Origin of the sequence: Vibrio albus, from assembly GCF_003144035.1 — a bacterium.
Classification (GTDB): Bacteria; Pseudomonadota; Gammaproteobacteria; order Enterobacterales; family Vibrionaceae; genus Vibrio; species Vibrio albus.
The window spans coordinates 354,388-379,586 of the sequence record NZ_QFWT01000001.1 but is presented as its reverse complement, the minus strand read 5'-3'; the positions used below and the strand labels follow the sequence as shown (position 1 = coordinate 379,586).

General features: G+C 46.1%; 24 protein-coding genes. 18 read left to right on the top strand and 6 right to left on the bottom strand.

All coding sequences use genetic code 11. The annotated features are described in order from the left end of the window. Positions 1-37: 37 nt before the first annotated feature. From DI392_RS01640 to rne, 3 genes are all read right to left on the bottom strand, one after another. On the bottom strand, positions 38-814 hold the full coding sequence (locus DI392_RS01640; RefSeq protein ID WP_109318162.1) for a heme ABC transporter ATP-binding protein: 777 nt from the start codon (positions 812-814) through the stop codon (positions 38-40). Continuing rightward, on the bottom strand, positions 815-1,870 hold the full coding sequence (locus tag DI392_RS01635) for a FecCD family ABC transporter permease (RefSeq protein ID WP_109318161.1): 1,056 nt from the start codon (positions 1,868-1,870) through the stop codon (positions 815-817). Positions 1,871-2,036: 166 nt separating this feature from the next. Further along, complete coding sequence (rne, locus tag DI392_RS01630; protein ID WP_109318160.1) at positions 2,037-4,988, bottom strand: ribonuclease E; 2,952 nt, start codon at positions 4,986-4,988, stop codon at positions 2,037-2,039. 627 nt (positions 4,989-5,615) lie between these two features. Here rne and rluC point away from each other — a divergent pair. Then, positions 5,616-6,560 (top strand): 23S rRNA pseudouridine(955/2504/2580) synthase RluC, encoded by a 945-nt coding sequence (gene rluC, locus DI392_RS01625; RefSeq protein WP_109318159.1) that lies wholly within the window; start codon positions 5,616-5,618, stop codon positions 6,558-6,560. On the opposite strand, the gene DI392_RS01620 is transcribed toward rluC, so the two are convergent. Further along, the gene (locus DI392_RS01620; protein WP_109318158.1) at positions 6,557-7,141 is read right to left on the bottom strand and encodes a Maf family protein; all 585 of its coding nucleotides are present in this window, start codon (positions 7,139-7,141) and stop codon (positions 6,557-6,559) included. The two genes, rluC and DI392_RS01620, sit on opposite strands and share 4 nt — an antisense overlap. A 116-nt stretch (positions 7,142-7,257) precedes the next feature. Between DI392_RS01620 and yceD the strand changes: the two genes are divergently transcribed. The 15 genes from yceD (at position 7,258) to DI392_RS01545 (ending at position 20,203) form a co-directional block, all read left to right on the top strand. Then, positions 7,258-7,782, top strand: coding sequence for a 23S rRNA accumulation protein YceD (gene yceD, locus DI392_RS01615; RefSeq protein ID WP_109318157.1), 525 nt, complete (start codon positions 7,258-7,260; stop codon positions 7,780-7,782). Between the two features lie 31 nt (positions 7,783-7,813). After that, positions 7,814-7,984, top strand: a complete 171-nt coding sequence (gene rpmF / locus DI392_RS01610) for a 50S ribosomal protein L32 (protein ID WP_109318156.1) — start codon at positions 7,814-7,816, stop codon at positions 7,982-7,984. A gap of 9 nt (positions 7,985-7,993) precedes the next feature. Continuing rightward, positions 7,994-9,019 carry a phosphate acyltransferase PlsX gene (gene plsX / locus DI392_RS01605; RefSeq protein ID WP_109318155.1) on the top strand — a complete coding sequence of 342 codons (1,026 nt, stop codon included), beginning with the start codon at positions 7,994-7,996 and terminating at the stop codon, positions 9,017-9,019. Positions 9,020-9,024: 5 nt separating this feature from the next. Continuing rightward, on the top strand, positions 9,025-9,975 hold the full coding sequence (locus DI392_RS01600; protein WP_109318154.1) for a beta-ketoacyl-ACP synthase III: 951 nt from the start codon (positions 9,025-9,027) through the stop codon (positions 9,973-9,975). A 58-nt stretch (positions 9,976-10,033) separates the two neighbouring features. After that, a complete protein-coding gene (gene fabD, locus DI392_RS01595) occupies positions 10,034-10,957 on the top strand; it encodes an ACP S-malonyltransferase (RefSeq protein WP_109318153.1) in 924 nt (307 codons plus the stop codon). A gap of 34 nt (positions 10,958-10,991) precedes the next feature. Then, on the top strand, positions 10,992-11,726 hold the full coding sequence (gene fabG / locus DI392_RS01590) for a 3-oxoacyl-ACP reductase FabG (RefSeq protein WP_109318152.1): 735 nt from the start codon (positions 10,992-10,994) through the stop codon (positions 11,724-11,726). 166 nt (positions 11,727-11,892) lie between these two features. Further along, entirely contained in the window at positions 11,893-12,126 is a 234-nt protein-coding gene (gene acpP, locus DI392_RS01585) for an acyl carrier protein (protein ID WP_004406112.1), read from the top strand. A 92-nt stretch (positions 12,127-12,218) separates the two neighbouring features. Continuing rightward, a complete protein-coding gene (fabF, locus tag DI392_RS01580; protein WP_109318151.1) occupies positions 12,219-13,463 on the top strand; it encodes a beta-ketoacyl-ACP synthase II in 1,245 nt (414 codons plus the stop codon). A 75-nt stretch (positions 13,464-13,538) separates the two neighbouring features. Continuing rightward, positions 13,539-14,342 carry an aminodeoxychorismate lyase gene (gene pabC, locus DI392_RS01575; RefSeq protein WP_109318150.1) on the top strand — a complete coding sequence of 268 codons (804 nt, stop codon included), beginning with the start codon at positions 13,539-13,541 and terminating at the stop codon, positions 14,340-14,342. Further along, complete coding sequence (gene mltG / locus DI392_RS01570) at positions 14,339-15,355, top strand: endolytic transglycosylase MltG (protein ID WP_109318149.1); 1,017 nt, start codon at positions 14,339-14,341, stop codon at positions 15,353-15,355. Before pabC ends, mltG begins: the two co-directional genes overlap by 4 nt. 6 nt (positions 15,356-15,361) lie before the next feature. Next, the gene (gene tmk, locus DI392_RS01565) at positions 15,362-16,000 is read left to right on the top strand and encodes a dTMP kinase (protein ID WP_109318148.1); all 639 of its coding nucleotides are present in this window, start codon (positions 15,362-15,364) and stop codon (positions 15,998-16,000) included. Beyond that, positions 16,000-16,965, top strand: coding sequence for a DNA polymerase III subunit delta' (gene holB / locus DI392_RS01560; RefSeq protein ID WP_109318147.1), 966 nt, complete (start codon positions 16,000-16,002; stop codon positions 16,963-16,965). The genes tmk and holB overlap by 1 nt, the downstream gene beginning before the upstream one ends. Further along, the gene (locus tag DI392_RS01555) at positions 16,956-17,732 is read left to right on the top strand and encodes a TatD family hydrolase (RefSeq protein WP_109318146.1); all 777 of its coding nucleotides are present in this window, start codon (positions 16,956-16,958) and stop codon (positions 17,730-17,732) included. The genes holB and DI392_RS01555 overlap by 10 nt, the downstream gene beginning before the upstream one ends. 312 nt (positions 17,733-18,044) lie before the next feature. After that, positions 18,045-19,478, top strand: a complete 1,434-nt coding sequence (ptsG, locus tag DI392_RS01550) for a PTS glucose transporter subunit IIBC (RefSeq protein WP_109318145.1) — start codon at positions 18,045-18,047, stop codon at positions 19,476-19,478. A 245-nt stretch (positions 19,479-19,723) separates the two neighbouring features. After that, complete coding sequence (locus DI392_RS01545) at positions 19,724-20,203, top strand: hypothetical protein (RefSeq protein ID WP_109318144.1); 480 nt, start codon at positions 19,724-19,726, stop codon at positions 20,201-20,203. Positions 20,204-20,287: 84 nt separating this feature from the next. Here DI392_RS01545 and DI392_RS01540 read toward each other — a convergent pair whose 3' ends face one another. Both DI392_RS01540 and DI392_RS01535 read right to left on the bottom strand, forming a co-directional pair. Next, on the bottom strand, positions 20,288-20,380 hold the full coding sequence (locus DI392_RS01540) for a MetS family NSS transporter small subunit (RefSeq protein WP_109318143.1): 93 nt from the start codon (positions 20,378-20,380) through the stop codon (positions 20,288-20,290). A gap of 3 nt (positions 20,381-20,383) precedes the next feature. Continuing rightward, entirely contained in the window at positions 20,384-21,862 is a 1,479-nt protein-coding gene (locus DI392_RS01535; protein ID WP_109318142.1) for a sodium-dependent transporter, read from the bottom strand. A 703-nt stretch (positions 21,863-22,565) separates the two neighbouring features. Between DI392_RS01535 and DI392_RS01530 the strand changes: the two genes are divergently transcribed. Together DI392_RS01530 and mlc are read left to right on the top strand one after the other, a co-directional pair. Continuing rightward, entirely contained in the window at positions 22,566-23,750 is a 1,185-nt protein-coding gene (locus DI392_RS01530) for a patatin-like phospholipase family protein (RefSeq protein ID WP_245883895.1), read from the top strand. A gap of 192 nt (positions 23,751-23,942) precedes the next feature. Then, positions 23,943-25,157 (top strand): sugar metabolism global transcriptional regulator Mlc, encoded by a 1,215-nt coding sequence (gene mlc / locus DI392_RS01525; RefSeq protein ID WP_109318141.1) that lies wholly within the window; start codon positions 23,943-23,945, stop codon positions 25,155-25,157. Positions 25,158-25,199: the final 42 nt, after the last annotated feature.

Genomic DNA, 25,199 nt, shown 5'->3' with positions numbered 1-25,199 from the left:
TCAAGGTCAAAAGGGTGACAAATCATTTACTCAGCCACTACTGACTGAGGATTACGGGATAGGAAGAAGAAGGGTGAGGTATGACGGTCACTTCCCAGTGATAGACATCTCTAATGGTTTGTTCTGTCAATACTTCCCAAGGTGTGCCGTCTGTGACAAGCTGACCGTGATTCATGACCAGAATTCGGTCTGCATATTGAGCTGCCAGATTGAGATCATGGATCACAGCAATAACGGAAGCGCCTTGGCGAGCCAACGATTTTGCCAGTTTTAATGTATTGTGCTGATGCGAAAGATCCAGGGCTGAAGTGGGTTCATCCAGCAGTAAGATCTTATCCTTTCCACTTTGTTCCAACTGAGTTAACACCCGGGCCAGATGAACACGCTGTTTTTCGCCCCCGGACAGGCTGGGATAAAGACGGTCGGCCAGATGCAGAATATCGGTCTGCTGCATGGTTCTTATCGCAATATCCTGAATCATTGGCTGGCTGGCTTTCAGGGGAAGAGCGCCAAGCTCAACGACTTCTCTTGCAGTAAAGTTGAACGTCAGGGAGCTGGACTGGGGCAGAACACCTAAATGCCTGGCGAGGACGGTCTTATTCCATTGAGATGCGTCTTTGCCAAAGTAGCTAATGTTTCCATTCGCTGGCCATTCCTGAGTCACTGCCTTAAGGAAGCTGCTTTTTCCCGCACCGTTAGGCCCCAGCAGAATCGTTAACTCACCTTTTCTGAAGCTAATACTGACGTCATGAAGAATGGGATGAGTACCCATAGTTACATTGATGTTGCTGGCTCTGATACTGACGGTATTCATTTACATTCTTCCTTTCTGCTGAATCAGAAGCCAGATAAAAAAAGGTGCGCCAAGCAAAGCCGTAACAATACCTACCGGCATATCTAACGGGGCAACCAGAACTCTTGCAAGAATATCCGCAATAAGGAGAATCAGAGCACCCAGAAGTACCGAAAGTGGTAGTAAGGTCCGGTGGTTAGGGCCAGTCAGCATTCGACCGAGATGAGGCACAACAAGACCAATAAAGCCAATGATTCCTGCCAATGATACGGTAATACCGACTCCGGCTGCCACTAACAAAATCAGGCGTCTTTTCAATGGCTGGAGTTGTATTCCCATGTGGCGGGCTTCTGGCTCTCCAAGTAACAGGGCATTCAGTTTATCGGCGTCCCGGTAAAATACTATATACAGAGTAATCAGAGCGAGAAAGGCTAAGGTGATGCCCGACCAATTGGCACCCGTTAGAGAACCTAACGTCCAGAGGGAGAGATCTCTCAGTGCCTGATCGTCGGCATAGTAGTTCATCAGCCCTAACCCGGCTCCCGACAGGGCGCTGATAGCCACACCAGCCAGCAGCATGGTGGTCACAGACGTTTCTGTTTTACCGGTTGCTATCTGATACACCAGTATGGTTGAAAGGGCTCCACCTAAGAATGAAAAGACCGGTACGGTACCAAGCAGTAGCAGAGTAGGGTGCTGAGCCAGTATATGGCCAAAGACGACAATGGATATTGCTGCACCTAAAGCCGATCCTGCGGATACGCCTATTGTTCCCGGTTCAGCCAGAGGGTTGCGGAACAACCCCTGCATGACGGCTCCGCACAAAGCAAGTATTCCACCAACGGCAATGGCCAGTAGGGATCTTGGTAAGCGTACCTGCTGAATAATAAGTACAACATGCGAAGGAAGACTATTCTGTTGAAATATCCAGTCCGGAATAATCGCTAAGAAGCTATCAGCCAAGGAAATATCCATAGGCCCTACAGTGACAGACAGCAGTATCGTCAGATACAGCACAATTAGTGTCGCTGGAATAATAAACCGAATAGGCAGTCGTTCGTGCGTTTTGATACTCATTATATTGATATTGTGTTGGATAGAGCCAGTTTGGGGTATCCAGTGAATGTAGCATTAAGTGGGTGAAAAATACTATAGCTGGGTTTGGTATTGCTTTCAGTAAGAGAAAAAACAAAAGGGCTGCGAATGGGCAGCCCTTTTCCTGTTTTAGGTGATCCGTTAACTATTAAAAGCCTTCCGGTTTCGTCATCCCGGCAGAAGCCTGGCTGGTAGCAGACAGGCTGCCTGCGCCTTTAGGCTGATAACGTTCCTCACGGAACGAAGCTGCCTTCACCTCTATCTCTTTGATTTCCTCTGAGCCAGGAGCACTGGTCATTGGAGAGGTCGCACATCCTTTGTAAGCTGTTTTGGCTACAGCAGGAGCTGGCTTTTGTGTCTCAGAAGGTTTCTGTTGCTCATCAGACGATAGTACCTCTACTGGCTCTACAACTTGAGCAGCCGGTGCCTGAGCTTCAGTTTCGGCTTTAGCTGGAGCAGTCGCGGCTTTTTCAACTGGAGCTTCTGGTGTAGTCACTGCAGTTTCAATAACCGGAGCTTCAACTGGTGCCGCGATTTCAGGTTTTGCCTGAGTCACATTGGCAGTATCGGCGATCGGTGCGGTCTGGATAATAATTTTACCCATTGCCATTTCCGGACAAGCAAATCCACCCATGATAGTAACCGCAGTTACATCCGTTTCTTTGCCTTTATTCTGCTTGCGTCTAGGCTTCGGCAGATCGTATTTCGGCCATACTTTACCCATTGCCATTTCCGGTGATGCAACCGCACCACTACGTAAGCGATATGGGTTAGGGCGGCGATCACGACCGCGACGACGACGCTGACCATTAGCTCGCAGGTGGCGAGGAGTGCGGCGGTTTCGGCGCTGCTTATTCTCGTCCTTCGCTTCTGGCTGCTGTTTGGTTTTCACCTCTTCAGTACTTGCTGCCTGATTCAGGTTGTTTTCTGCTTCAGCTTGCTGGGCTTTTTCCTGATCTTTAACGCGAACCTGTTTTTGCAGTTGGCGACGTTGGCGGCGTTCTTTAACCTGAACCGTTTTCTCTTCAGTCTTAGCGCCTTTAGATGGCTTTTTATCCTGAGCATCTTCTGCAAGCTGTTTGCCTTGCTCTGCTACCTTAGACTGTGCTTTCTTCGGTTTTTTATCCTGCTTAGGTTTGCGATTTTGATCCTGGCGGGATTTTTTGCCTTTCTCGTCACCAGACGCTTGTTCGTCCTGAGCGTCACGGTTAACGTTACGCTTCCGCTTGTTCTGATCACGCTTAGTATTACGGCGTCGGTTATCATCACGATTGCGGCGATTGCGATTGTTACTGCGTTTATCGCTTTCGGTCGGGTCTTCCTTCTTCTCTTCCACCGGCTCTGCTGGTTTTGTTTCTTCGGCAGAGAACAGGCTGGCGAGTGCTTTCAGAATACGCGATACAATACCCGGTTTTTCTTCTTTCGTTTCTGCAACCTGAGCTGCCGGTTGTTCCTGTTTTACAGGAGCTGGGGTCGGTGCCGGAGCTGATGTCGGAGCAGCAAAACCTTTCAGTGCCGGCTCTTCGATTCTTCTTGGTTTAGCCTCTGTTTCAGCAGATTCTTTCGCTTCCGCTTCTTTCATTGCCTCCAGTTTTTTCGGCACCAGGTAAGACAGAAGATCCTGCTCTTCACCGTCACGGATACGGATAACCTCAAAATGTGGTGTTTCCATATCAGAATTAGGCACGATAGTGATCTTCACATCCTGAGACTTCTCAATATGGTTTACTGAGCGGCGTTTTTCATTCAGAAGATAAGAAGCAATAGGGACTGGCACGACAGCCATCACCTGAGAGGTGTTGTCTTTCAGGGCTTCTTCTTCGATAAGACGCAGAACGGACAGAGCCAGAGATTCGTTATCACGAACCACACCGGTACCAGAACAGCGAGGACAGATATGGTGGCTGGCTTCTGCCAGTGACGGGCTCAGACGCTGACGGGACATTTCCAGCAGACCAAAACGGGAAATACGGCCGATTTGCACGCGTGCACGGTCCATACGTACCGCCTCACGCAGCCGGTTTTCAACTTCTCTTTGGTGACGAACCGGCGTCATATCAATAAAGTCGATAACCACCAGACCACCGAGATCTCGCAGACGCAATTGACGAGCAATTTCATCGGCTGCTTCCAGGTTGGTATTCAGAGCGGTTTCTTCGATATCGCCGCCTTTTGTTGCGCGAGAGGAGTTGATATCGATTGAAGTCAGAGCTTCCGTCGGGTCGATAACGATAGAACCACCAGATGGAAGACGAACTTCGCGCTGGAAGGCGGATTCAATCTGGCTTTCAATCTGGTAGTGGCTAAACAGCGGCACTTCACCATCGTATTTCTTCACTCGATGGATAAAGTCCGGACGAACCAGCTGTATATGCTGTTTGGCACGTTCAAAGATGGTATTGCTGTCAATCAGGATTTCACCGATGTCACGGCGTAAGTAGTCGCGAATTGCCCGAACAATAACATTACTTTCCTGGTGAATAAGGAAAGGCGCAGGGTTTGCTCCGGCAGCTTCCTTAATCGCGTTCCAGTGGTTAAGCAGTACATTCAGGTCCCATTCAAGCTCTTCTGAACTTTTACCAACACCTGCAGTACGGACGATAAGCCCCATTCCCTGCGGAAGTTCTAGCGTGCTAAGAGCCGCTTTTAACTGAGTACGCTCATCACCTTCGATACGACGGGAAATACCACCGGCTCTTGGGTTGTTAGGCATCAGAACAAGGTAGCTACCAGCAAGGGAGATAAAGGTAGTAAGGGCTGCACCTTTGCTGCCACGTTCTTCCTTTTCTACCTGGACGATAACTTCCTGACCTTCTTCCAGCACTTCTTTAATACTTGGGCGACCTTGGTAGGTATAGCCTTCAGGGAAATAATCTCGTGCAACTTCTTTTAGAGGAAGGAAACCATGTCTTTCTGCACCATAATCAACAAATGCTGCTTCCAGGCTAGGTTCAATACGGGTGATACGGCCTTTATAAATATTGGCCTTCTTTGATTCATGACCAGGGCTTTCGATATCAAGATCGAAAAGCTTCTGGCCGTCAACCAAAGCAACACGCAACTCTTCTTTCTGAGTTGCGTTAATTAACATTCTTTTCATTTAGAAATTCTCGTTTATATATTTCTTTATATTTTCATCTTGGCTTATCGCTTAGCGTCGCTGTCAATGGTGTCAGATCCCATGGTTTGTTAAGGTGCAACCTCTCGGCTGGAAGGGATGCTCGGGGGACACTTCAGTCATCAGGCACAATGAACAACTGTGCCTGATCCACATTCCGGTGGTTATAACTCAACATTGATATGCGATGAGTAGCACGATAAGGAATACTTCATCCGATAATGTCTTACGCCCATTGCTGCATTACGATCTAAAGTGCTCTACTCAATATCTATATTTGTTCAATATTGCTTAATTGCTTCTGGATAGCCGGAACAAAGAGTAAAATCTAACCAAACTATCCTTTACAGCTGTGAACTATAGCAGTGCAGAGAAAACACGGCAATCTGCTTTGTTATAAACAGGTAAAAAATTAATTTTTCCAGAAAAAAGAATAAAAATAACTGATTGAATATCAGTTATTTTTATTCTTTTGATGTAATTTTGTCCAATTTGAGTCCCAATCTTTATTCACAGCTTACTCTGCTTAGATTAATTTTAACCAAAGAGAGCGTTTCTGTAGCAGAAAATTTTGTGATTCTAATCCCGAACCAATGGTAGAATAGCAATATGAATGAGATTAGAACCCAAGTCCAGTTTGTGGACATCGATGCCGATATGGCAGGACAGCGCATTGATAACTTCCTGCGTAATCAGTTAAAAAATATACCTAAGAGTATGGTTTACCGGATTATCCGTAAAGGAGAAGTCAGGGTTAACAAAAAGCGCATTAAGGCTGAATATAAGTTACAGGCCGGCGATTTGGTGCGTATTCCACCGGTCACGGTTGAAGTAAAAGCAGAGCCAGATGTGCCGAGCACTAAGCTAAATAAAGTGGCTGAGCTTGAAAGCTGTATTATCTATGAAGATGAGCATATCCTCATTTTGAATAAACCATCGGGTACTGCGGTGCATGGAGGCAGTGGCCTGAAGTTTGGGGCGATTGAAGCATTGAGAGCGCTCAGACCCCAGGCCCGGTTTCTGGAACTGGTACACCGGATTGACCGGGATACGTCAGGGATTCTTCTGGTTGCTAAAAAACGTTCGGCACTGCGTCATCTGCAGGCTCAGTTTCGTAACAAAACGGTGGAGAAGTATTACTTTGCCCTAGTGATGGGGGTGTGGAAAAATAGCTGCCGTAAGGTAACGGCACCTCTTCTGAAAAATGAAGTCAACAGTATCGTACGGGTAAATCCAAACGGTAAGCCTTCAGATACCCGCTTTAAGGTATTAGAGAAGTTTGATAATGCGACGTTGATACAAGCCAGCCCGGTGACCGGTCGTACACACCAAATTCGCGTGCATGTCCAGTATACGGGTCATCCTATTGCATGGGATGACCGTTATGGGGATCGTCGCTTTGACGCTTACACCGGAAAGTTGGGGCTGGACAGGTTATTTTTGCACGCGGCGTATATAAAGTTTGTACACCCGGCAACAGAGAAGTTAATGGAAATCTCTGCGCCGATGGAAGCGAAGCTGGAAAGGGTGCTTGAAAAGTTACGAAAAGGTTAGAGTACCGTAATCCCTTGCTTTTCCAGCATGTCTATCAGAGTAATTAATGGCAGCCCGATCAAAGCGTTCGGGTCTTTGCCTTCCAGCCGTTCAAACAGGGCGATTCCCAGACCTTCACTTTTAAAGCCGCCGGCGCAGTCCAGCGGCTGCTCTTTTTCTACGTAATTTGCGATCTGCTGTTTGGTTAAGTGGCGGAAGTGAACAACGAACGTATCTAATTCAGTATCGGTTATCCCGGTACGAGTGTTATGCAGGGCGACGCCAGTATAAAAGGTGATACTTTTCCCGCTGGCCATGAGTAGTTGTTCGATGGCTTTTTCTTTTGTATGGGGTTTCCCCATGATTTGCCCGTCAATGACACATACCTGATCAGAGCCGATAATGATTCGGTTCTCATCAGAACATGGGCAACTTTCTGCTTTACTCTGAGAGAGCCTCAAGACGAGCTCCTGGGGCTTTTCATTTTGCAGAGGTGTTTCATCACAATCGGGCTTGGCGACATCAAATGGTAACCCAAGTTTGGATAGAATAGACCGGCGGTAGTGCGAAGTTGACGCAAGAATAATTTTCAAATCAGTCATAGGGAAAGGTTCAGTGATAGAGAATAGTGACCATGATAAATGAACGAATAAAAATGCGTAACTTTTTTACCTTTTCCTTTGACTATCTGCGATTAGAAAGCTAATATTCGCGCCCTATGCAAAAGGTTAAAATTCCGCGCTCGGTTGATCCGGCAAAAGCGGCTCAAAAACGACTGGATTATGCTGGAATTATTCAGGCCAGTCTGCTTAAGCGCTTAGCCCAATCAGTCGCAGGCGTAAAACGCGATGCAGAAGTCACATTGTCCTTCGGGATGGATGAACAGCGATTAGTCGTTATCTCTGGTAAAGCTAACGTCGAAGTCGATTTAGAGTGTCAGCGTTGTAATGAGGTTTTCGCACATACGTGTGAAGTCCAATTTACTTATACTCCTTACTACAGTGAGAAAAGTGAAGAGGATGCACCGGAAGAGTACGATTTGGTAGATCTGAACGAGTACGGTGAAGTCGACCTTATACAGCTAGTTGAAGACGAGTTCATTCTGAATTTGCCGCAGGTGGCAATGCATGACGAAGCAGATTGTAGCGTTGATTCAAGTAACTTGGTTTTTGGTGAACTTCCTGAAGAAGTAGTGGAAGAGAAACCAAATCCCTTTGATGTTTTAAAAAACTTGAAGCGTTAATGTTTTAAGTTAAGACATAGGAGTAGGGTCCATGGCCGTACAAAAAAACCGTAAGACACGTTCTAAGCGTGGCATGCGTCGCTCTCACGATGCACTGACTACAGCTTCACTATCTGTAGACGCAACTTCTGGTGAAACTCACCTGCGTCACAATGTGACTGCTGACGGTTACTACCGTGGCAAAAAGGTTATCAATAAGTAAGGTTGACCTTTGCAAAGTATTACCGTTGCACTTGATGCAATGGGCGGGGACTTTGGTCCACGCGTTACAGTGCCTGCCGTTGTGCAGGCACTGTCGCTTTTCCCAGAGCTAAAAGTGATTCTTACAGGTGATCGAAATCAGATCACACCTCTACTATCTCAGCTTGGCTATAAGCCAAACGATCGTTTGTTGGTGAAACACAGCGAACGTGTTATTTCTAATACCGAAAAACCCTCTTTTGCGTTACGTAACAGCGAAGGCAGTTCTATGCGTATGGCCATTGATCTGGTTGCGGATAAAACTGCGGATGCTTGTGTCAGTGGTGGTAATACCGGTGCTTTGATGGCACTTTCCCGTTTTAGACTAAAATTGTTGCCTGGTATAGAAAGACCAGCGCTGGTTTCAGCATTGCCGACCGCGATGAATAATAAAACCTGGTTGCTGGATTTAGGCGCAAATGTTTCCTGTGATGCTGATACACTGTTTCAGTTTGCTGTTATGGGGAGTGCTCTGGCTGAACAACACTTAGGCCGCTCCGCAAAGGTAGGCATTCTTAATATCGGGGAAGAAGAAATAAAGGGTAATGATCTGGTTAAGCGTTGCGCGGAAATGCTTAGTCAGACTGAAAAGGTTAATTATATTGGCTATATTGAGGGCGATCAGCTTCTTGATGATGTGGCCGATGTGGTAGTCTGTGATGGATTCGTTGGCAATGTTTGCCTGAAAACCTGTGAAGGCGTTGCTCATCTTTTTATAACCAGAATCAGGTCTCACATGACATCGTCTGGTATAAGAGGTTGGATCGCAAGAAAATTGTTTTCAGAGCTGTTTAACGAGTTAAAATCACTGAACCCCGACCAGTATAATGGCGCAAGTTTGCTAGGATTGCGCGGCATTGTAATAAAAAGTCATGGAAGCGCTGATGTACCAGCTATTATCAATGCCATTGGTGAGGCGGTACACGAGGTCAAACGACAAGTCCCCAGCCGTATTAGCGACCGTTTGGAAGCAGTTTTACTCGAGAGGCATTATTAGTCTTCATGTATAGCAGAATTTTAGGTACAGGCAGTTATCTGCCGGAGCAGGTGCGTACAAACGCAGACCTGGAAAAAATGGTCGATACAAGTGACGAGTGGATTACCGTTCGTACAGGTATTAAAGAACGCCGAATCGCAGCAGAGAATGAAACCATAGCGGATATGGGCCATATCGCTGCAGAAAGAGCCATCGAAATGGCCGGTGTAAATAAAGAAGACATCGAACTGATCATCGTAGCAACCACGAGCAGTGAAAACTCATTTCCGTCTTCAGCCTGCCAGGTGCAACATAAGCTGGGCATTAAAGGCTGTGGCGCATTTGATATGGCCGCGGCCTGTACTGGGTTTGTTTATGCCCTTTCTGTTGCGGATCAGTATATTAAATCTGGTATGTATAAGCATATACTGGTGATTGGTGCTGACGCATTGTCAAAGGCGTGTGACCCTACCGATCGTTCTACCATTATCCTGTTTGGTGATGGTGCTGGTGCCGTTGTTCTGGGTGCCAGTGAAGAGCCGGGTATTCTTTCTACTCATATTTATGCCGATGGTAAGTTTGGTGACTTACTGAGTCTCGCTACTCCTGAGCGTGGCGGTGACGTCAACAAGTGGATGTACATGGCCGGCAATGAGGTATTTAAAGTCGCAGTGACTCAACTGGCTAAGCTGGTAAAAGATACCCTGGCGCTGAATGATATGGATCGCAGTGAGCTGGACTGGCTGGTTCCTCACCAGGCTAACATGCGTATCATCACCGCGACAGCGAAAAAGCTGGCATTGCCGATGGATAGGGTCGTCGTTACGCTGGACAGACATGGTAATACGTCTGCAGCAACAGTACCTACCGCTCTTGATGAAGCGGTACGCGATGGTCGAATCAAGCGCGGTCAGACAATGCTGCTGGAAGCCTTTGGTGGCGGGTTCACCTGGGGCTCCGCTCTGGTTAAATTCTAACTTTAAAGCAGGCCATCGCCTGCTTTTCAATTTATTTATTGCTTAAAGGAAACGAATAATGAGCAAGTTTGCTATCGTATTTCCGGGTCAGGGCTCTCAGGCAGTAGGCATGCTGGCTGAACTTGGCGAACAGTTTGATGTTGTAAAAAATACGTTTGCAGAGGCGTCAGAAGCTCTGGGCTATGATCTGTGGGCATTAATTCAAAATGGTCCTGCGGAAGATCTGAACCAGACATTCCGTACTCAGCCAGCTCTTTTGGCCGCATCTGTTGCTATCTGGCGAGTATGGCAGGAACAAGGTCTGGAGCAGCCGACTGTTCTTGCCGGACACAGTCTTGGTGAATATTCTGCACTGGTTTGCGCGGGTGTTATCGACTTTAAACAAGCGATTAAGCTGGTTGAACTGCGTGGTCACCTGATGCAAGAGGCTGTACCAGCAGGCGTTGGTGCAATGTACGCAATCATTGGTCTTGACGATGATGTGATTGCAAAAGCGTGTGAAGAAGCGGCTCAGGGTGAAGTGGTATCTCCTGTTAACTTTAACTCTCCGGGTCAGGTTGTTATCGCAGGTAATAAGGCTGCGGTAGAACGCGCAGGCGCTTTGTGTAAAGAAGCCGGTGCAAAACGTGCGCTTCCTCTTCCTGTATCGGTACCTTCTCACTGTGCTCTTATGAAGCCTGCGGCGGACAAACTGGCTGAGGCTCTGAAAGAGATTGAATTCAACACACCTGCTGTCCCTGTTATTAACAATGTGGATGTAAGTGCAGAAGTTGAGCCTGAAAAAATCAAAGATGCTCTGGTTCGTCAACTATACAGCCCGGTTCGCTGGACTGGTGGCGTACAGAAGATGAGCGACGAGGGCGTTGAAAAGCTATTTGAATTAGGTCCGGGTAAAGTACTTACCGGCCTGACTAAGCGCATTGTAAAAAATCTTAGCGCGGCCGCTGTGAACGATGTGGCTTCCCTTGAAGCAGCTAAGTAACGTTTTTGCTGATAAGTATAAAGAGAGAATGAAAATGAACCTAGAAGGCAAAATTGCTCTGGTAACCGGTGCAAGCCGTGGTATCGGACGAGCGATTGCAGAGCTGTTGGTTGAGCGTGGTGCAACAGTTATCGGTACAGCAACCAGCGAAAATGGTGCTGCAGCTATCAGCGAATACCTTGGTGAAAACGGTAAAGGTATGGCGCTAAATGTGACCCAGCCTGAATCTATTGAAACTGTTATAAAAAGTATCAATGATGAATTTGGCGGTTTGGACATCTTGGTTAATAATGCAGGCATCACTCGCGATAACCTATTGATGCGTATGAAAGATGATGAGTGGACTGATATCATTGATACTAACCTTAGCTCAATCTTCCGTCTTTCAAAGGCTGTACTTCGCGGTATGATGAAAAAACGCAATGGCCGAATCATTAATGTGGGTTCAGTCGTTGGTACTATGGGTAATGCGGGTCAGACCAACTATGCGGCAGCAAAAGCGGGTGTGATCGGTTTTACTAAGTCTATGGCTCGTGAAGTCGCTTCACGAGGTGTGACGGTGAACACAGTTGCACCAGGTTTTATTGAAACCGACATGACAAAAGCACTGAATGATGAGCAACGAGCTGCTACACTTGCTCAAGTGCCTGCTGGTCGTTTAGGGGATCCTCGTGAAATTGCTTCAGCTGTGGCATTTTTAGCTTCTCCGGAAGCTGCTTATATCACTGGTGAAACACTTCATGTGAATGGTGGCATGTATATGATTTAAGGATTGTACAAAATTTGTGCATGATTTAAGTCAAAAATGTGTGTAATTTCGGTTAAATTCGCAAAAATTGTGGTTTGACCAGCAAGGTCAGTCTTGCAACTTTCAAAAGTTTGAATAAACTACGGAAAACATCGCATAAAGCGAAGTCTGTAAAGGAAAAGAAAAAATGAGCAACATCGAAGAACGCGTAAAGAAGATCATTGTTGAACAGCTGGGTGTAGACGAAGCAGAAGTTAAAAACGAAGCTTCTTTTGTTGATGACCTAGGTGCAGATTCTCTAGATACTGTTGAGCTAGTAATGGCTCTAGAGGAAGAATTCGACACTGAAATCCCAGATGAAGAAGCTGAGAAAATCACTACTGTTCAAGCTGCTATCGACTACGTGAACAGCGCTCAGTAATAGTTCTCTTCCAGGCGGTCACCTCTGACCGCCTGAGTTTTATCTAAGTTCATTTATCCTCACATAAAATTTCAATCCCGGAGAATAATATCGTGTCCAAGCGCCGCGTAGTTGTTACTGGTATGGGTATGTTGTCACCTGTAGGCAACACAGTTGAATCGTCCTGGAAAGCTCTGCTGGAAGGAAAAAGTGGTATCGTTAATATCGAACACTTTGATACAACCAATTTCTCAACCCGTTTTGCAGGTCTGGTAAAAGACTTTAACTGCGAAGATTACATGTCTAAGAAAGATGCCCGTAAAATGGATCTGTTTATCCAGTACGGCATCGCAGCTGGTGTTCAGGCTATTGATGACTCAGGCCTGGAGATTACGGATGAAAACTGTCACCGTATCGGTGCTGCCATCGGTTCTGGTATCGGTGGTCTGGGTCTTATTGAAGCTGGACATACAGCACTGACAGAAAAAGGCCCGCGTAAAATCAGCCCGTTTTTTGTTCCGTCCACAATCGTAAACATGATTGCCGGTCAGCTTTCAATCATGAAAAAGCTTCGTGGTCCAAATATCGCAATCTCGACTGCGTGTACAACAGGCCTTCACAACATTGGCCATGCGGCTCGTATGATTGCTTATGGTGATGCTGACGCGATGATAGCCGGTGGGGCAGAGAAAGCGTCTACTCCTCTTGGCATGGGCGGCTTTGGTGCAGCAAAAGCACTTTCGACCCGCAATGATGAACCACAGAAAGCGTCTCGTCCCTGGGACAAAGACCGTGACGGGTTCGTTCTTGGCGATGGTGCTGGTGTGATGGTACTTGAAGAGTACGAACACGCTAAAGCACGTGGTGCGAAGATTTACTGTGAGCTGGTTGGCTTTGGTATGAGTGGTGACGCTTACCATATGACATCTCCAAGTTCAGACGGTTCTGGTGGTGCGCTGGCAATGGAAGCGGCGATGCGTGATGCCGGTATTACTGGTGACCAGATTGGCTATATTAACGCACACGGTACCTCGACACCAGCTGGTGACGTAGCAGAGCTTAAGGGCGTTAAGCGTGCTCTGGGTGAAGAAGCCGCGAAGAAAGTACTGGTGTCGTCTACGAAATCAATGACTGGCCACCTGTTGGGTGCCGCGGGTTCTGCCGAAGCTATTATTACAGCCATGACGCTGGTCGATCAGATTGTTCCGCCGACAATTAACCTGGATAACCCGGACGAAGGTTGTCAGGATATCGATCTGGTGCCTCATACAGCACGTAAAGTTGATATTGAGTATGCTCTGTGTAACTCGTTTGGCTTTGGTGGTACTAACGGATCATTAATCTTCAAAAAGATTTAATTGTAATTGATCTGTTTAAAAACGGCTTAATGTCTTAGCATTAAGCCGTTTTTTGTTTTCAAGGAAAGGGCTCTTATGTTTTGGATAAACGGAAAGCCGGCTGACAGTGTCGCGCTGGCTGATCGCTCATTTCAGTATGGAGATGGCTGTTTCACCACGATGCTTACCATTAACGGCCGGATCCAGAACTGGTCACTGCATATCGAGAGGATGCAGGCATGCCTTGATTTGCTGGATATCAGAACGCCGGACTGGAATGAGGTGGAGCACTGGCTGCAGCACGCAGCATTGCCTGATAACCACGCCGGCCTGAAACTCCATATCAGCCGTGGTGAAGGTGGCAGGGGCTATAGCCCCGTTGGGGCGGAATCGCCAACGGTCACTATTAGTCAATTTTCGTTTCCTTCGCACTATTACCAATGGCGCAAAGATGGTATTGAACTTGGTATATGCCAGCATAAAATGGGGTTGAACCCGTTACTCGCCGGTCATAAACATAATAACCGTCTTGAACAGGTGCTGCTTCGGTCTGAAGTGGACCAGATGGGGGTTCAGGATGGCATTGTCTGCGATATTCAGGGACATGTTGTCGAAACGACGATGGCAAACCTGTTTTGGGTGAAAGGTAAGACGTTGTACACTCCGGGTATGGACATGTGCGGCGTTGCCGGAGTGGTGAGACGAACTGTTATTCAGGATGCCCCATCCATGGGACTGAAAGTCTTGATTGGAGAGTTTGAACTCGACCATTTAGACAATGCTGATGAGGTGTTTATTACTAATTCTGTCCTTGGTGTTGCCCCGGTTATCAGTATTGGTTCGAAACGGTATACCATTGGCCCGGTTACCAGAAAAATTCAGGAGAATCAGAGTTCGTGATTAAGAAGCTGTTACTTTTTATTTTATTGTTTGCCGTCATCCTTACCGGAGGAGCAGTTTACGCGTGGAAGCAGATGCAAGCGTATATTAATCAGCCCCTGCAAATGCCTGAGCCACAAATTATCACGATTAAGAGCGGTACGAGTTTTTCTGGCGTATTGGCGCTATTTTCTGAGAAAGGCTGGGCTGAGGCGTCGGATTACTCTTCTCTGGTCAGACGGCTTCATCCTGAATTGACAAAAATTAAAGCCGGGTCATTTCAGATCATCCCTGATATGAGTCTGGCGGACGCCTTGGCGTTTCTTACGCAGGGTAAGGAATATCAGTTTTCGATAACATTTATCGAAGGAAGCCGTTTCAGCGAATGGCGTGACGTATTGGCGCATGCTGAGATGCTTAAACATACTACTCAGGAATTATCCGAAACGCAGATAGCGGAAAAACTGGGTATCGAGAAAGATAAGCTGGAAGGGCTGTTTCTGGCGGAAACCTATCACTATACCGCCGGAATGTCGGACCTTGAGATTTTGAAGCGTGCACACCGGAATCTGAACTCGATTTTGAATGAACACTGGGAATCCCGGCAGGACAATTTGCCTCTTAAAGACCGCTATGATGCCTTGATTCTTGCGTCGATTATTGAAAAAGAGACCGCCGTTGATTCTGAGCGAAAAACCATTTCATCTGTGTTTGTTAACCGTCTTAACCGGAACATGCGACTGCAGACCGACCCTACCGTTATTTATGGTATGGGGGATAAGTATGATGGCAATATCCGTAAAAAGGATCTCCAGACAAGGACACCATACAACACCTATATGATAAACGGGCTTCCGCCGACGCCGATAGCCATGGCAGGTAAAGCCTCCATTCTTGCGGCATTAAATCCGGAACAGACACGCTACCTTTATTTTGTTGCCAGCGGAAAGGGTGGGCATGTCTTTACCCGTAGTTTGACTGAACATAACAGGGCGGTGCGCGCCTACCTGAGAGAATTGAGAAAGAGCAAGTAATAGTATATGACCAACGCTAAGTTTATTGTTATAGAGGGCCTGGAAGGCGCAGGAAAGAGCACGGCAATGAATGCTGTTCTCGATGCACTTGCTGAACATGGGATCAGCGATGTTGTGAGAACCCGGGAACCGGGAGGAACGGTTCTGGCAGAAAAAATGCGCGCCTTAGTGAAAGAAGAACACGAAGGTGAAGAGCTGCAAGATACCACGGAGCTATTGCTTATGTATGCCGCTCGTGTGCAGTTAGTCGAAAACATCATTAAGCCCGCTTTAGCTGAGGGGCACTGGGTTCTGGGTGACCGGCATGATATGTCTTCCCAGGCGTACCAGGGAGGAGGCCGGCAGATTGATAAAGAAACCATGGCAAGCCTTAGAAATATTACACTGGGTCAATTTAAGCCTGATCTGACTTTATATCTGGATATTGATCCTAAGCTGGGGCTGGAAAGAGCCCGGGGAAGAGGGGAGCTGGACCGAATCGAAAAAATGGATATCAGCTTCTTTGAAAGAACAAGAGCCCGTTATCTTGAGCTTGCGGCGGCCGATGAATCTGTATTGGTTGTGGATGCGAGTCAAAGTATCGACGCCGTAGCGAACAGTATTCGGGAGCTATTGTCCAACTGGTTTAGCAGGCAGATTCAATAATGCAGATGATCTACCCATGGTTGCAGCCATTATGGCTGAAATGGCAGGATTTATCGGAAAATGACCGGGTTCCGGGGGCGATGCTATGTTGTGCTTCGCAAGGGATGGGCGTTAACCAACTGGTTGAGCGTTTTTCCAGCACGCTGGTGTGTACACATTCTGATGCCGAACCCTGTGGTTTTTGTCACTCTTGTTCTCTGGTGGCATCAGGCAACCATCCCGATATTCACTGGATCAAACCAGAAAAAGAGGGTAAGGCCATTACGGTGGAGCAAATTCGTGCCTGTAACCGTAAGGCGGTTGAATCCTCTCAACTTGGTGGTAAGCGCATTATTATCATTACACCAGCAGAAGCAATGAATGAATCTGCATCGAATGCGTTGCTTAAAACGTTAGAGACACCAGGCAGGGATTGCATTTTTATTCTGCTTACCCATAAAAAAAGTCGCCTGCTGCCAACGATAGTTAGCCGCTGTCAGTGCTGGCATCTGGCTGAGCCGGACGCCGATGTCACCTATCAATGGTTAAAGGGACAGACCGAACAGCCTGTAGACTATTGCGGTATACACCTGTCTAAAGGTGTTCCACTGAAAGCATTGGCCTTTTTTTCCGGCGGCGCAAACCAGCGTTTTAATGATATTCAGCAAGAACTGATGGATCAGTTACAGGCGAGTGTTCCTGATTTTTCCGTTTGCTGGAAATTGATCAGTGAAGACACTTTACTGAGTCTGGACTGGCTTGCTACTTTACTGGCGGATGTGCAAAAGGTGCATTTTGGTCTGAAAGAGAAAGGACGATGTGAAAGAAGTGATGATATGGCTGAGCTGATTTCATACGATATTGCCTACCACCATACGAATAATTTAAATCAGATACATGATCAGTTAGTCAACTATCCGGGGTTAAATGCCGAGCTTTTAGTGACTAACTGGCTGTCAGAGTTACATGAGGAAATATGTTTGTAGATTCACACTGTCACCTGGATAAACTGGATTATGAAGACCTGCACGAAGGTATTGAAGATGTCGTTCGTAAGGCAGAACAGGCCAAAGTGACGGAAATGTTGTCTGTTGGTGTCACTCTGGATGCTTTTCCCAGAATGATGGATATGATTGAAAAATACGACACCATTTATGCGTCATGCGGAGTGCATCCGTTAGATGTCGAAAGCCCTTTTTCTTTGGATACGCTGACAGAGTTTGCTCATCATCCGAAGGTAGTCGCTATCGGGGAAACTGGTTTGGACTATCACTATCAGCCGGAAACCGCTGATCTGCAGAAAATACGCTTCGAGCAGCAGGTAGAGTTGGCTGTTGAAGTGAATAAGCCGTTGATTATCCACACACGAAATGCCCGTGAAGATACCTTATCTATTTTAAGAAATGGTCATGCGGAAAAGTGTGGCGGGGTGATCCACTGTTTTACTGAGGATCTCGACTTTGCCCGGAGTGCGATGGAGCTGGGGTTTTATATCTCTATTTCCGGTATCGTGACATTCAGACAGGCAACGGAACTGAAAGACGTAGTTAAGCAATTGCCTCTGGACCGGCTGCTCATCGAAACGGATTCCCCTTACCTTGCTCCGGTGCCTCATCGTGGAAAAGAGAACCAACCTGCCTATGTCGTTGAAGTCGCAAGCTATATTGCTCATTTGAAAGACATTTCCCTGACGGAAGTAGCTAACGCCACGACCCAAAACTTCAGAGACCTTTTCCTTAGCTCTGTACGCTGATCTCAAGAGCCACTCCTACGTAAAACATTACTATCTGAGTCCATACTGTAAGGTTCAGGTAGTAATTTTCATACCTGAAATTCACTAGTCTCCGGTTTTAACGGAAGTGAATTAGGTTGATTGGAGGTTTTGTCTGTTTTTACGAGATTATTGCCTTTCTTATTACAATAAGTGACAGGCATCACACCTGATCGGCCACTATTTTCCTAGTTTATTAATTGGTTACATTCTCTATTGGGAGCTAACACTAATAATTTCAGGGGGACGCTGTTAGAGCCCACAACTAATCACCTAATAATTAGGAGCATAACTATGTCTAGTAATTTGTTTGCTAACCTGCAACAGGTCGGTAAAGCATTGATGCTACCGGTATCGGTACTGCCGGTTGCTGGTATTCTGCTTGGGGTGGGTGCCGCTAACTTCAGTTGGCTGCCGGATGTTGTCTCTAATATCATGGCTCAGGCCGGTGGTTCGGTATTCGGGCAGATGGCACTTTTGTTCGCGGTTGGTGTGGCACTTGGTTTTACCCATAATGATGGTGTGGCCGCTCTGGCTGCAATCGTGGGTTATGGAATTATGGTAGGAACCTTAGGCGTAATGGCCGATGTAATGGGTGTTGAGCATATTGAAACTGGGGTTCTTGGAGGAATCTTATCCGGGGGTATAGCAGCTTGGGCATTTAACAGGTTTTATCGTATCGAACTTCCCGATTATCTTGGATTTTTCGCCGGTAAACGGTTTGTTCCAATTGTGACTGGTTTTGCAGCCATTATTCTTGCCCTGATTCTGTCTGTTGTCTGGCCTCCTATCGGCGCTGGTATCGGTGCTTTCTCTCATTGGGCGGCAGAGCAAAACCCAACAGTGGCATTTGGTATCTATGGCATTGTTGAACGTTCACTTATCCCATTTGGTCTTCACCACATCTGGAATGTACCATTCTTCTTTGAAGCAGGTACATGTACCAATGCGGCAGGTGAAATTCGTCATGGTATTCTGACTTGTTATCTTGAAGCCAGTGACGCTTCACGTACAGCAGCGAATGGATACTTCGGTCAATTGGCTGGTGCTTATATGTTTAAAATGTATGGTTTGCCAGCAGCTGCGATTGCGATTGCTCACTCAGCAAAACCAGAAAATCGCACTAAAATCATGGGTATCATGGTGTCTGCGGCATTGACCTCATTCCTGACAGGTATCACTGAGCCAATCGAGTTCTCCTTCCTGTTTGTGGCTCCGGTTCTTTACGGTATTCACGCTTTGCTTGCGGGAGCGGCATTTGTTCTGACTAACAGTTTGGGTATGGTTCATGGTACGTCCTTCTCCCACGGCCTGATTGACTTTATTGTCTTATCTGGACATTCTCAGAAAATGTTCATGTTTGTGGCCTGTGGTTTGGTCTATGCGGCTATTTACTATGTAATTTTCCGAACAGTAATCAAAGCACTGGATCTGAAAACGCCAGGCCGTGAAGAAGATACGGCAGACGAACTGGCTATGGAATCTGGTTCAGAAGTCGCTTCTCACCTAGTGGCTGCGTTTGGAGGTAAAGAAAATATTACTAACCTGGATGCTTGTATTACCCGCCTGCGTGTTTCTGTTGCTGATACAGACCTTGTTGATCAGGACAAACTGAAAAAACTGGGTGCGGCTGGCGTTGTCGTGGTCGCTGGTGGTGTACAGGCTATTTTCGGTACTAAGTCAGAAAATCTGAAGACAGATATGGATGAGTGGATCCGTCACCACTGATAGATTCAACCATATTACAATTAAGGTAATTTGTTCTTAATAGTGAAGGTCTGGCCATAAGCCAGACCTTTTTTCACTACTACAAAATATTTACTCAGTCACATTCTTTACGGCTGTCTATGCACCGTTGGAGGTAAAGGGCTCATTTCATCTGTTTATCTGTTGAAGCTTGTTATTACTGGCTTATTTTTATAGCACTCCGGATTATGGAGGTTTGATGATTTTATTGATGGGAGAGAGCAAAAATGGAAATGGGTAAATTGGGCTTAGTCACTTTGTTTGCTGGTTTATTAGCTGGCTGTGCTGGCGGAGCACAGGAAGGAGTGTCATTAACGGCTACGGGGTTTCTTGGGGCATGTGACAACCCGACGGTAGCCGAGGGTGCACCTTATGAGGATATTATTTATGTTGTTGGTGACTTCACTGATTCGAAATGGAAGCATAAACCTCACCGGGCGTTCAGTTATAAAGGGGATAATACCTATCAGGCTGTAATCGATGAAAAAGTTGGAATTAAAAAATTACAGTTTGCGGCTGAGGGGTGGTCACCTCAATTTACCGCTGTTGGACAAAGCCTGGATGTTGGCGTTGAAGGTAAGTTGAAGTTTGGTGGTTTTGCAAAAGATACTAAAGTCAGCATTCCTCAGGATGGTAAATATGTCTGGAACATCTCTTTTGATGATCAGGGCAATCCAGATATGGCAATGATTTCTCTTTGTAAATAGTATTATTAGTGGAAATTCACTGTGTGAAAAAGTAAGAAAGCCAGCAAAAGCTGGCTTTCATGATTATATAGATAGCAACGTAAATTATTTATTCATTGCTTTTCTAATGCAGATGGCTGCGCCGCCCCAGGTTACGCTAAGGCCAAATACCATCATAATGATTGCACCAGTAGTCATTGTTTATGCCTCCGCTTTCTGTGGTTCGCTTTTGATGTTGATAATAATACCGACGACAGCCAGCAGAGCAATTAATCCCCAACCCAGCGTCATCAGTTCAAATTTGGCATAGCCACCATAACCGTCACTAACAAGGTCAATGAAGTTAGTAGATACAATAATTGCCAGCATGATTGGTGTGATAAAGCGTAGACACAGTTCAAACCAACCTGTGATAGTAAAATCTGAGTACTTGTTTACGTACGCACGGATGTCTGCCAGTTTCACCAGCCATGCCATCAGAACAATCTCAATCAGACAGCTTGTCAGGATACCCACGTTATTCACAAAGTGGTCGACAAGGTCTAGCAGCAGAAGACCACCGTCAGTGGCAAATGCCATTGAAATAATAAAGCCAATACCACACACCAGAGATGCCGCTTTTTTACGTGTCCAGTTCATCTTATCGATCACGGCAGAAACAACCGCTTCAATGATAGAAATCTGCGAACTCAGACCCGCGACAACCAGAGCCAGGAAGAATAGTGGGCCAAGGATGTAAGGTGCAGGTAGCAGGTTAATCGCTGCTGGCAGAGTAACAAACGCAAGGCCAACACCGGCACTCACAACATCGGTCAGAGGCTTGCCTTGCTCTTGTGCCATATAGCCAAGCACAGAGAAAATCATAATACCAGCGATAATAGAGAAACCACAGTTAAGCAACACTGTCATAAAGGCATTGTTGTTAATGTCTGATTTTTCTGGCAGATAACTTGAGTAAGCCAGCATGATGGCGAAACCGATACTCAGAGTAAAGAAAATCTGACCATAAGCGGCAGCCCATACTTTCATATCCATGATTTTGCTGAAATCAGGCTGGAATAGGTAGTTTACTCCGTCCAGAGCCCCCGGAAGGAAGATCATACGGGCGATCAGGCCAACAACCATGATAAACAGGACAGGCATCATAATTTTTGCAGCACGTTCGATACCAGCTTTTACGCCACCCGCGATTGCGGCATAGGTAATCGCCCAGGCAAGAACCATAGCACCTGCAATTTTCCACTGCATACCGCCAAGGTTAGTTGGTGAGTTATCACCAAGACCAAGATATTCACCGAAGAAGTAGGCATTGGTGTCGGTACCCCAGCTTTGGTCGAATGACATACCAAAGTAGGATATTGCCCAGCCGATAACCGCAACGTAATAAACGGCGATAGTCGCAGCAATACCAATCTGAAACCAGCCGAGCCACTCAAATTTGGCATTAATTTTCCCAAGAGTGATCGGGGCCGAACCACGGTTTTTTTGACCCATGCTAAACTCAAGGATCATAAATGGAATACCAGCGGTAATCATGGCAAAAAGGTAAGGAATCAAAAATGCGCCGCCGCCGTTTTCATATGCCATATATGGGAAACGCCAGATGTTCCCAAGGCCGACTGCTGATCCCACAGCCGCAAGAATAAATCCTGCGCGGGATCCCCATTGTTCACGCTTCATATGTTCTCCTTATGTAACTAATGTCTGAGTTATGAAGCTATTATCTTTATCAATATCAGTCTAACGTTGATGCTTTTGGGGGAAATTTTACTGAATGGTTATTTATCAGATTCTTTTCCCGGCATCTTTATATATTTAATTTATTATTCTGAAAGATAAGATAATACTCAGAGTATTGTTCTGCACTGTGCGATGTGTGTCTGCGAAAACTGATATATTCAGCTACGCGTTAGCGAGGAGACTACCGAGTATTGGGGGGGAGATCAATACAAAACAGCACAAGAAATGAGCTATAATTGTAGTGTTATTTATTATTAAAGCAACCGATCTCAGCATCAGTATCTTTAATAGTTTTTATATATCAGCATTAGATTCTATATTAGTACTATTTTATGGTGTTTTTGTCCTATATAAAAATAATAATTTGTCAGGCAAAAATGTTTTTCATGTGGCTATTTTTGGCATAAGAAGCTGATAGACTGTTAATGAGATGTAAGTGCTTTTTTCCGTTCTCAGGTATCATTACAGTGGGCAGGTATATTAAGTCTATAGGTGATGTGAATAGACTTGCATTTTGGAGGAAACGATGAAAACTGATCTGAAATATACATTTAGCATTGTAGTGTCTGCATTCGCGGTCATACTCGTATGCAGCTTTATTGTTATTGCTAATTAATACCTTTAGAGAATAGGTTTGGGAATTATGTCCAATACGGGCGTAATAAGCGGTACCCATTCTGTTATTAAACATTCCAGATATGCTCGGTACCTCGAACAAAAAACGGCTCTGGTTGCTCAGGGGGGCGGCCAGCGGGGGATTTTTACGGCTGGTGTTCTGGATGCCTTTCTACTTTCTGACTTTGATCCTTTTGATTCATTTTATGGTACTTCAGCGGGTGCTCTTAATCTGAGCCCTTATCTGTGTCAGCAGCCGGGCCTTGCGAAAGCGTTTATTATGGACCTGACCACAACTCCTGAGTTTTTTCATCTGTTCAGTTATATACGAAGAAAGCAGCAAATGAACCTGGACTGGGCCCTGGAGCAGATAAAGCATTATCCTTATAAACTTGACCTGGATATGGGGAAACGCACATTAAAACGCCGGGAGGCGTATGCGGCGGTTACCAATACTGCCACTTTGCGTGACGAATATCTGCCTATTATTCATCATCAGTGGTTTGATATTCTGCGGGCAACCTGTGCGATTCCGGGCCTCTATTATCATCCGGTAAAAATAGGCGATACTGAGTATGTAGATGGAGGTGTTTCCGCAGCGATTCCTGTACAGGAAGCCTGGCGGCAAGGTGCACGAAATCTTGTCGTGATAATGACCGAGATCCCGGGCAGGAAAGAAAATAAAGTGGCAGAGGTGTTGTCTGAGGTTGTCACCCAGACGGACTCAGATTGGTTTAAGAGACCGATTAGCGCCATTCAGCATCACTGGGAACAGACTGTTGAAAGTTGGAAAGTGGATTGGAATCACTTTAGAGAAGGGCAGGTGGGGAGTATTCACACCGGAAAGAGCCCTCAGAGTAATGATGATACTAAGAAACGTTTGAATACGATTAACGGTGGGCGCTGGTTGTTTGGTGCTGGTGATGTGTATCGCCTTAGCCATCTTCTTGGAAATGAATTCGATTCCGGATTAGCGGACTTGTTAATGATGCATTATCAGACGTATTCATTAACAGAAAGGTTTATGGCTCACCCGCCTGAAGACAGCTTTATTGTGACTATTTGTCCTTCACAACCCCTAAGATCCAGTTCTCTGATGAGTAAAAAAGAGGATCTTCAGTTTGACTATGAGTTGGGTTTGGAAGCAGGATACCATTATATAAGGGAGTATATGCATATTTACTCTCAATATTTTGCCGCGTCTGAAAGGTAATATGGGGATATTTCTCGTCGAGAAATAACTGATGCATCACAAAGTTCTCTCGCAATAAATAGATAATTTCAGAATAAATTCGCGGCAATTTGCCTTTATGCGTGACCATGGTCACGGCAAACTGTCAAATCGCTTCACAATTAGTTCGCAAAGTAAAAAAATTGGGTGACGATTTTGTTTAGGGGGTAAAAGATGTACATGGCTCAACCAGGCCATATTGACCATATCAAACAGGTCAATGCTGGTCGCGTGTATAAATTGATTGATCAGTTCGGGCCGATATCGCGCATTGATCTGTCAAAATTGAGTGAGCTTGCCCCTGCGAGTATTACCAAAATTACCCGGGAGCTGATAGAAGCTCACCTTGTCCATGAGACGGTTGTGCAAGAAGCAACTAGTCGGGGGCGCCCGGCAGTCGGCCTGCAAACAAACAATGAAGGCTGGCAATTTCTGTCAATGCGCCTTGGGCGTGGTTATCTGACGATCGCGCTGCATGAACTCGGCGGCGAGGTCCTTGTTGATACCAAGATCGATATTCACGAAATTGAGCAGGATGATTTGCTGGCAAGGTTGCTCCATGAGATAGATGAATTCTTCCGGACTTATTCCGATCAACTGGATCGTGTCACCAGTATTTCGATAACCGTGCCTGGTTTAGTCAGTTCGGAGCAAGGTGTGGTATTACAGATGCCGCACTACAATGTGAAAAACCTACCGCTTGGCCCAGAAATTTATAAAGCGACAGGGCTTCCTGTCTTTCTTGCCAATGATACCCGGGCGTGGGCGTTAGCTGAACGGCTGTTCGGTAACTCTCAGCAGAATGATAATTCGGTTCTGATTTCGATTCACCATGGGGTTGGTGCAGGGATTATACTGGACGGGCGGGTATTGCAGGGAAGGCACGGGAACATCGGTGAGTTAGGACATATACAAATCGATCCTGATGGTAAACAGTGTCAGTGTGGTAATCGTGGCTGTCTGGAAACGGTCGCCAGTTCGCAAGCGATCCGGGAAGAGGTGTCACGGCGCATCGAATCAGGAGAGATAACGTCTATAGCGGCTGATAAGGTTACGATTGAAAATATCTGTGCTGCGGCCGCTCAGGGGGACGCTCTGGCCGTCGATGTGATAGAAAAATTGGGACATTATCTTGGCTCAGCCATCGCGATTGTGGTGAATCTGTTTAATCCGGAAAAGGTATTAATCGGTGGGGTTATTAACCAGGCTAAAGCCATTCTCTACCCTGCGATTAAAGCCAGTATCGAGCAGCAGAGTCTGCAAATTTATTACCAGAACCTTGAGATTGTCGAAAGCCGTTTTTATAAACAGGCGACAATGCCGGGCGCGGCTTTGATTAAGCAGGCGTTATACGATGGTGAATTGCTGATGAAAGTCATCGAGGGATAATATCGGCTAGTTATGTCATTATTTTGATAGATAAAGATAAAC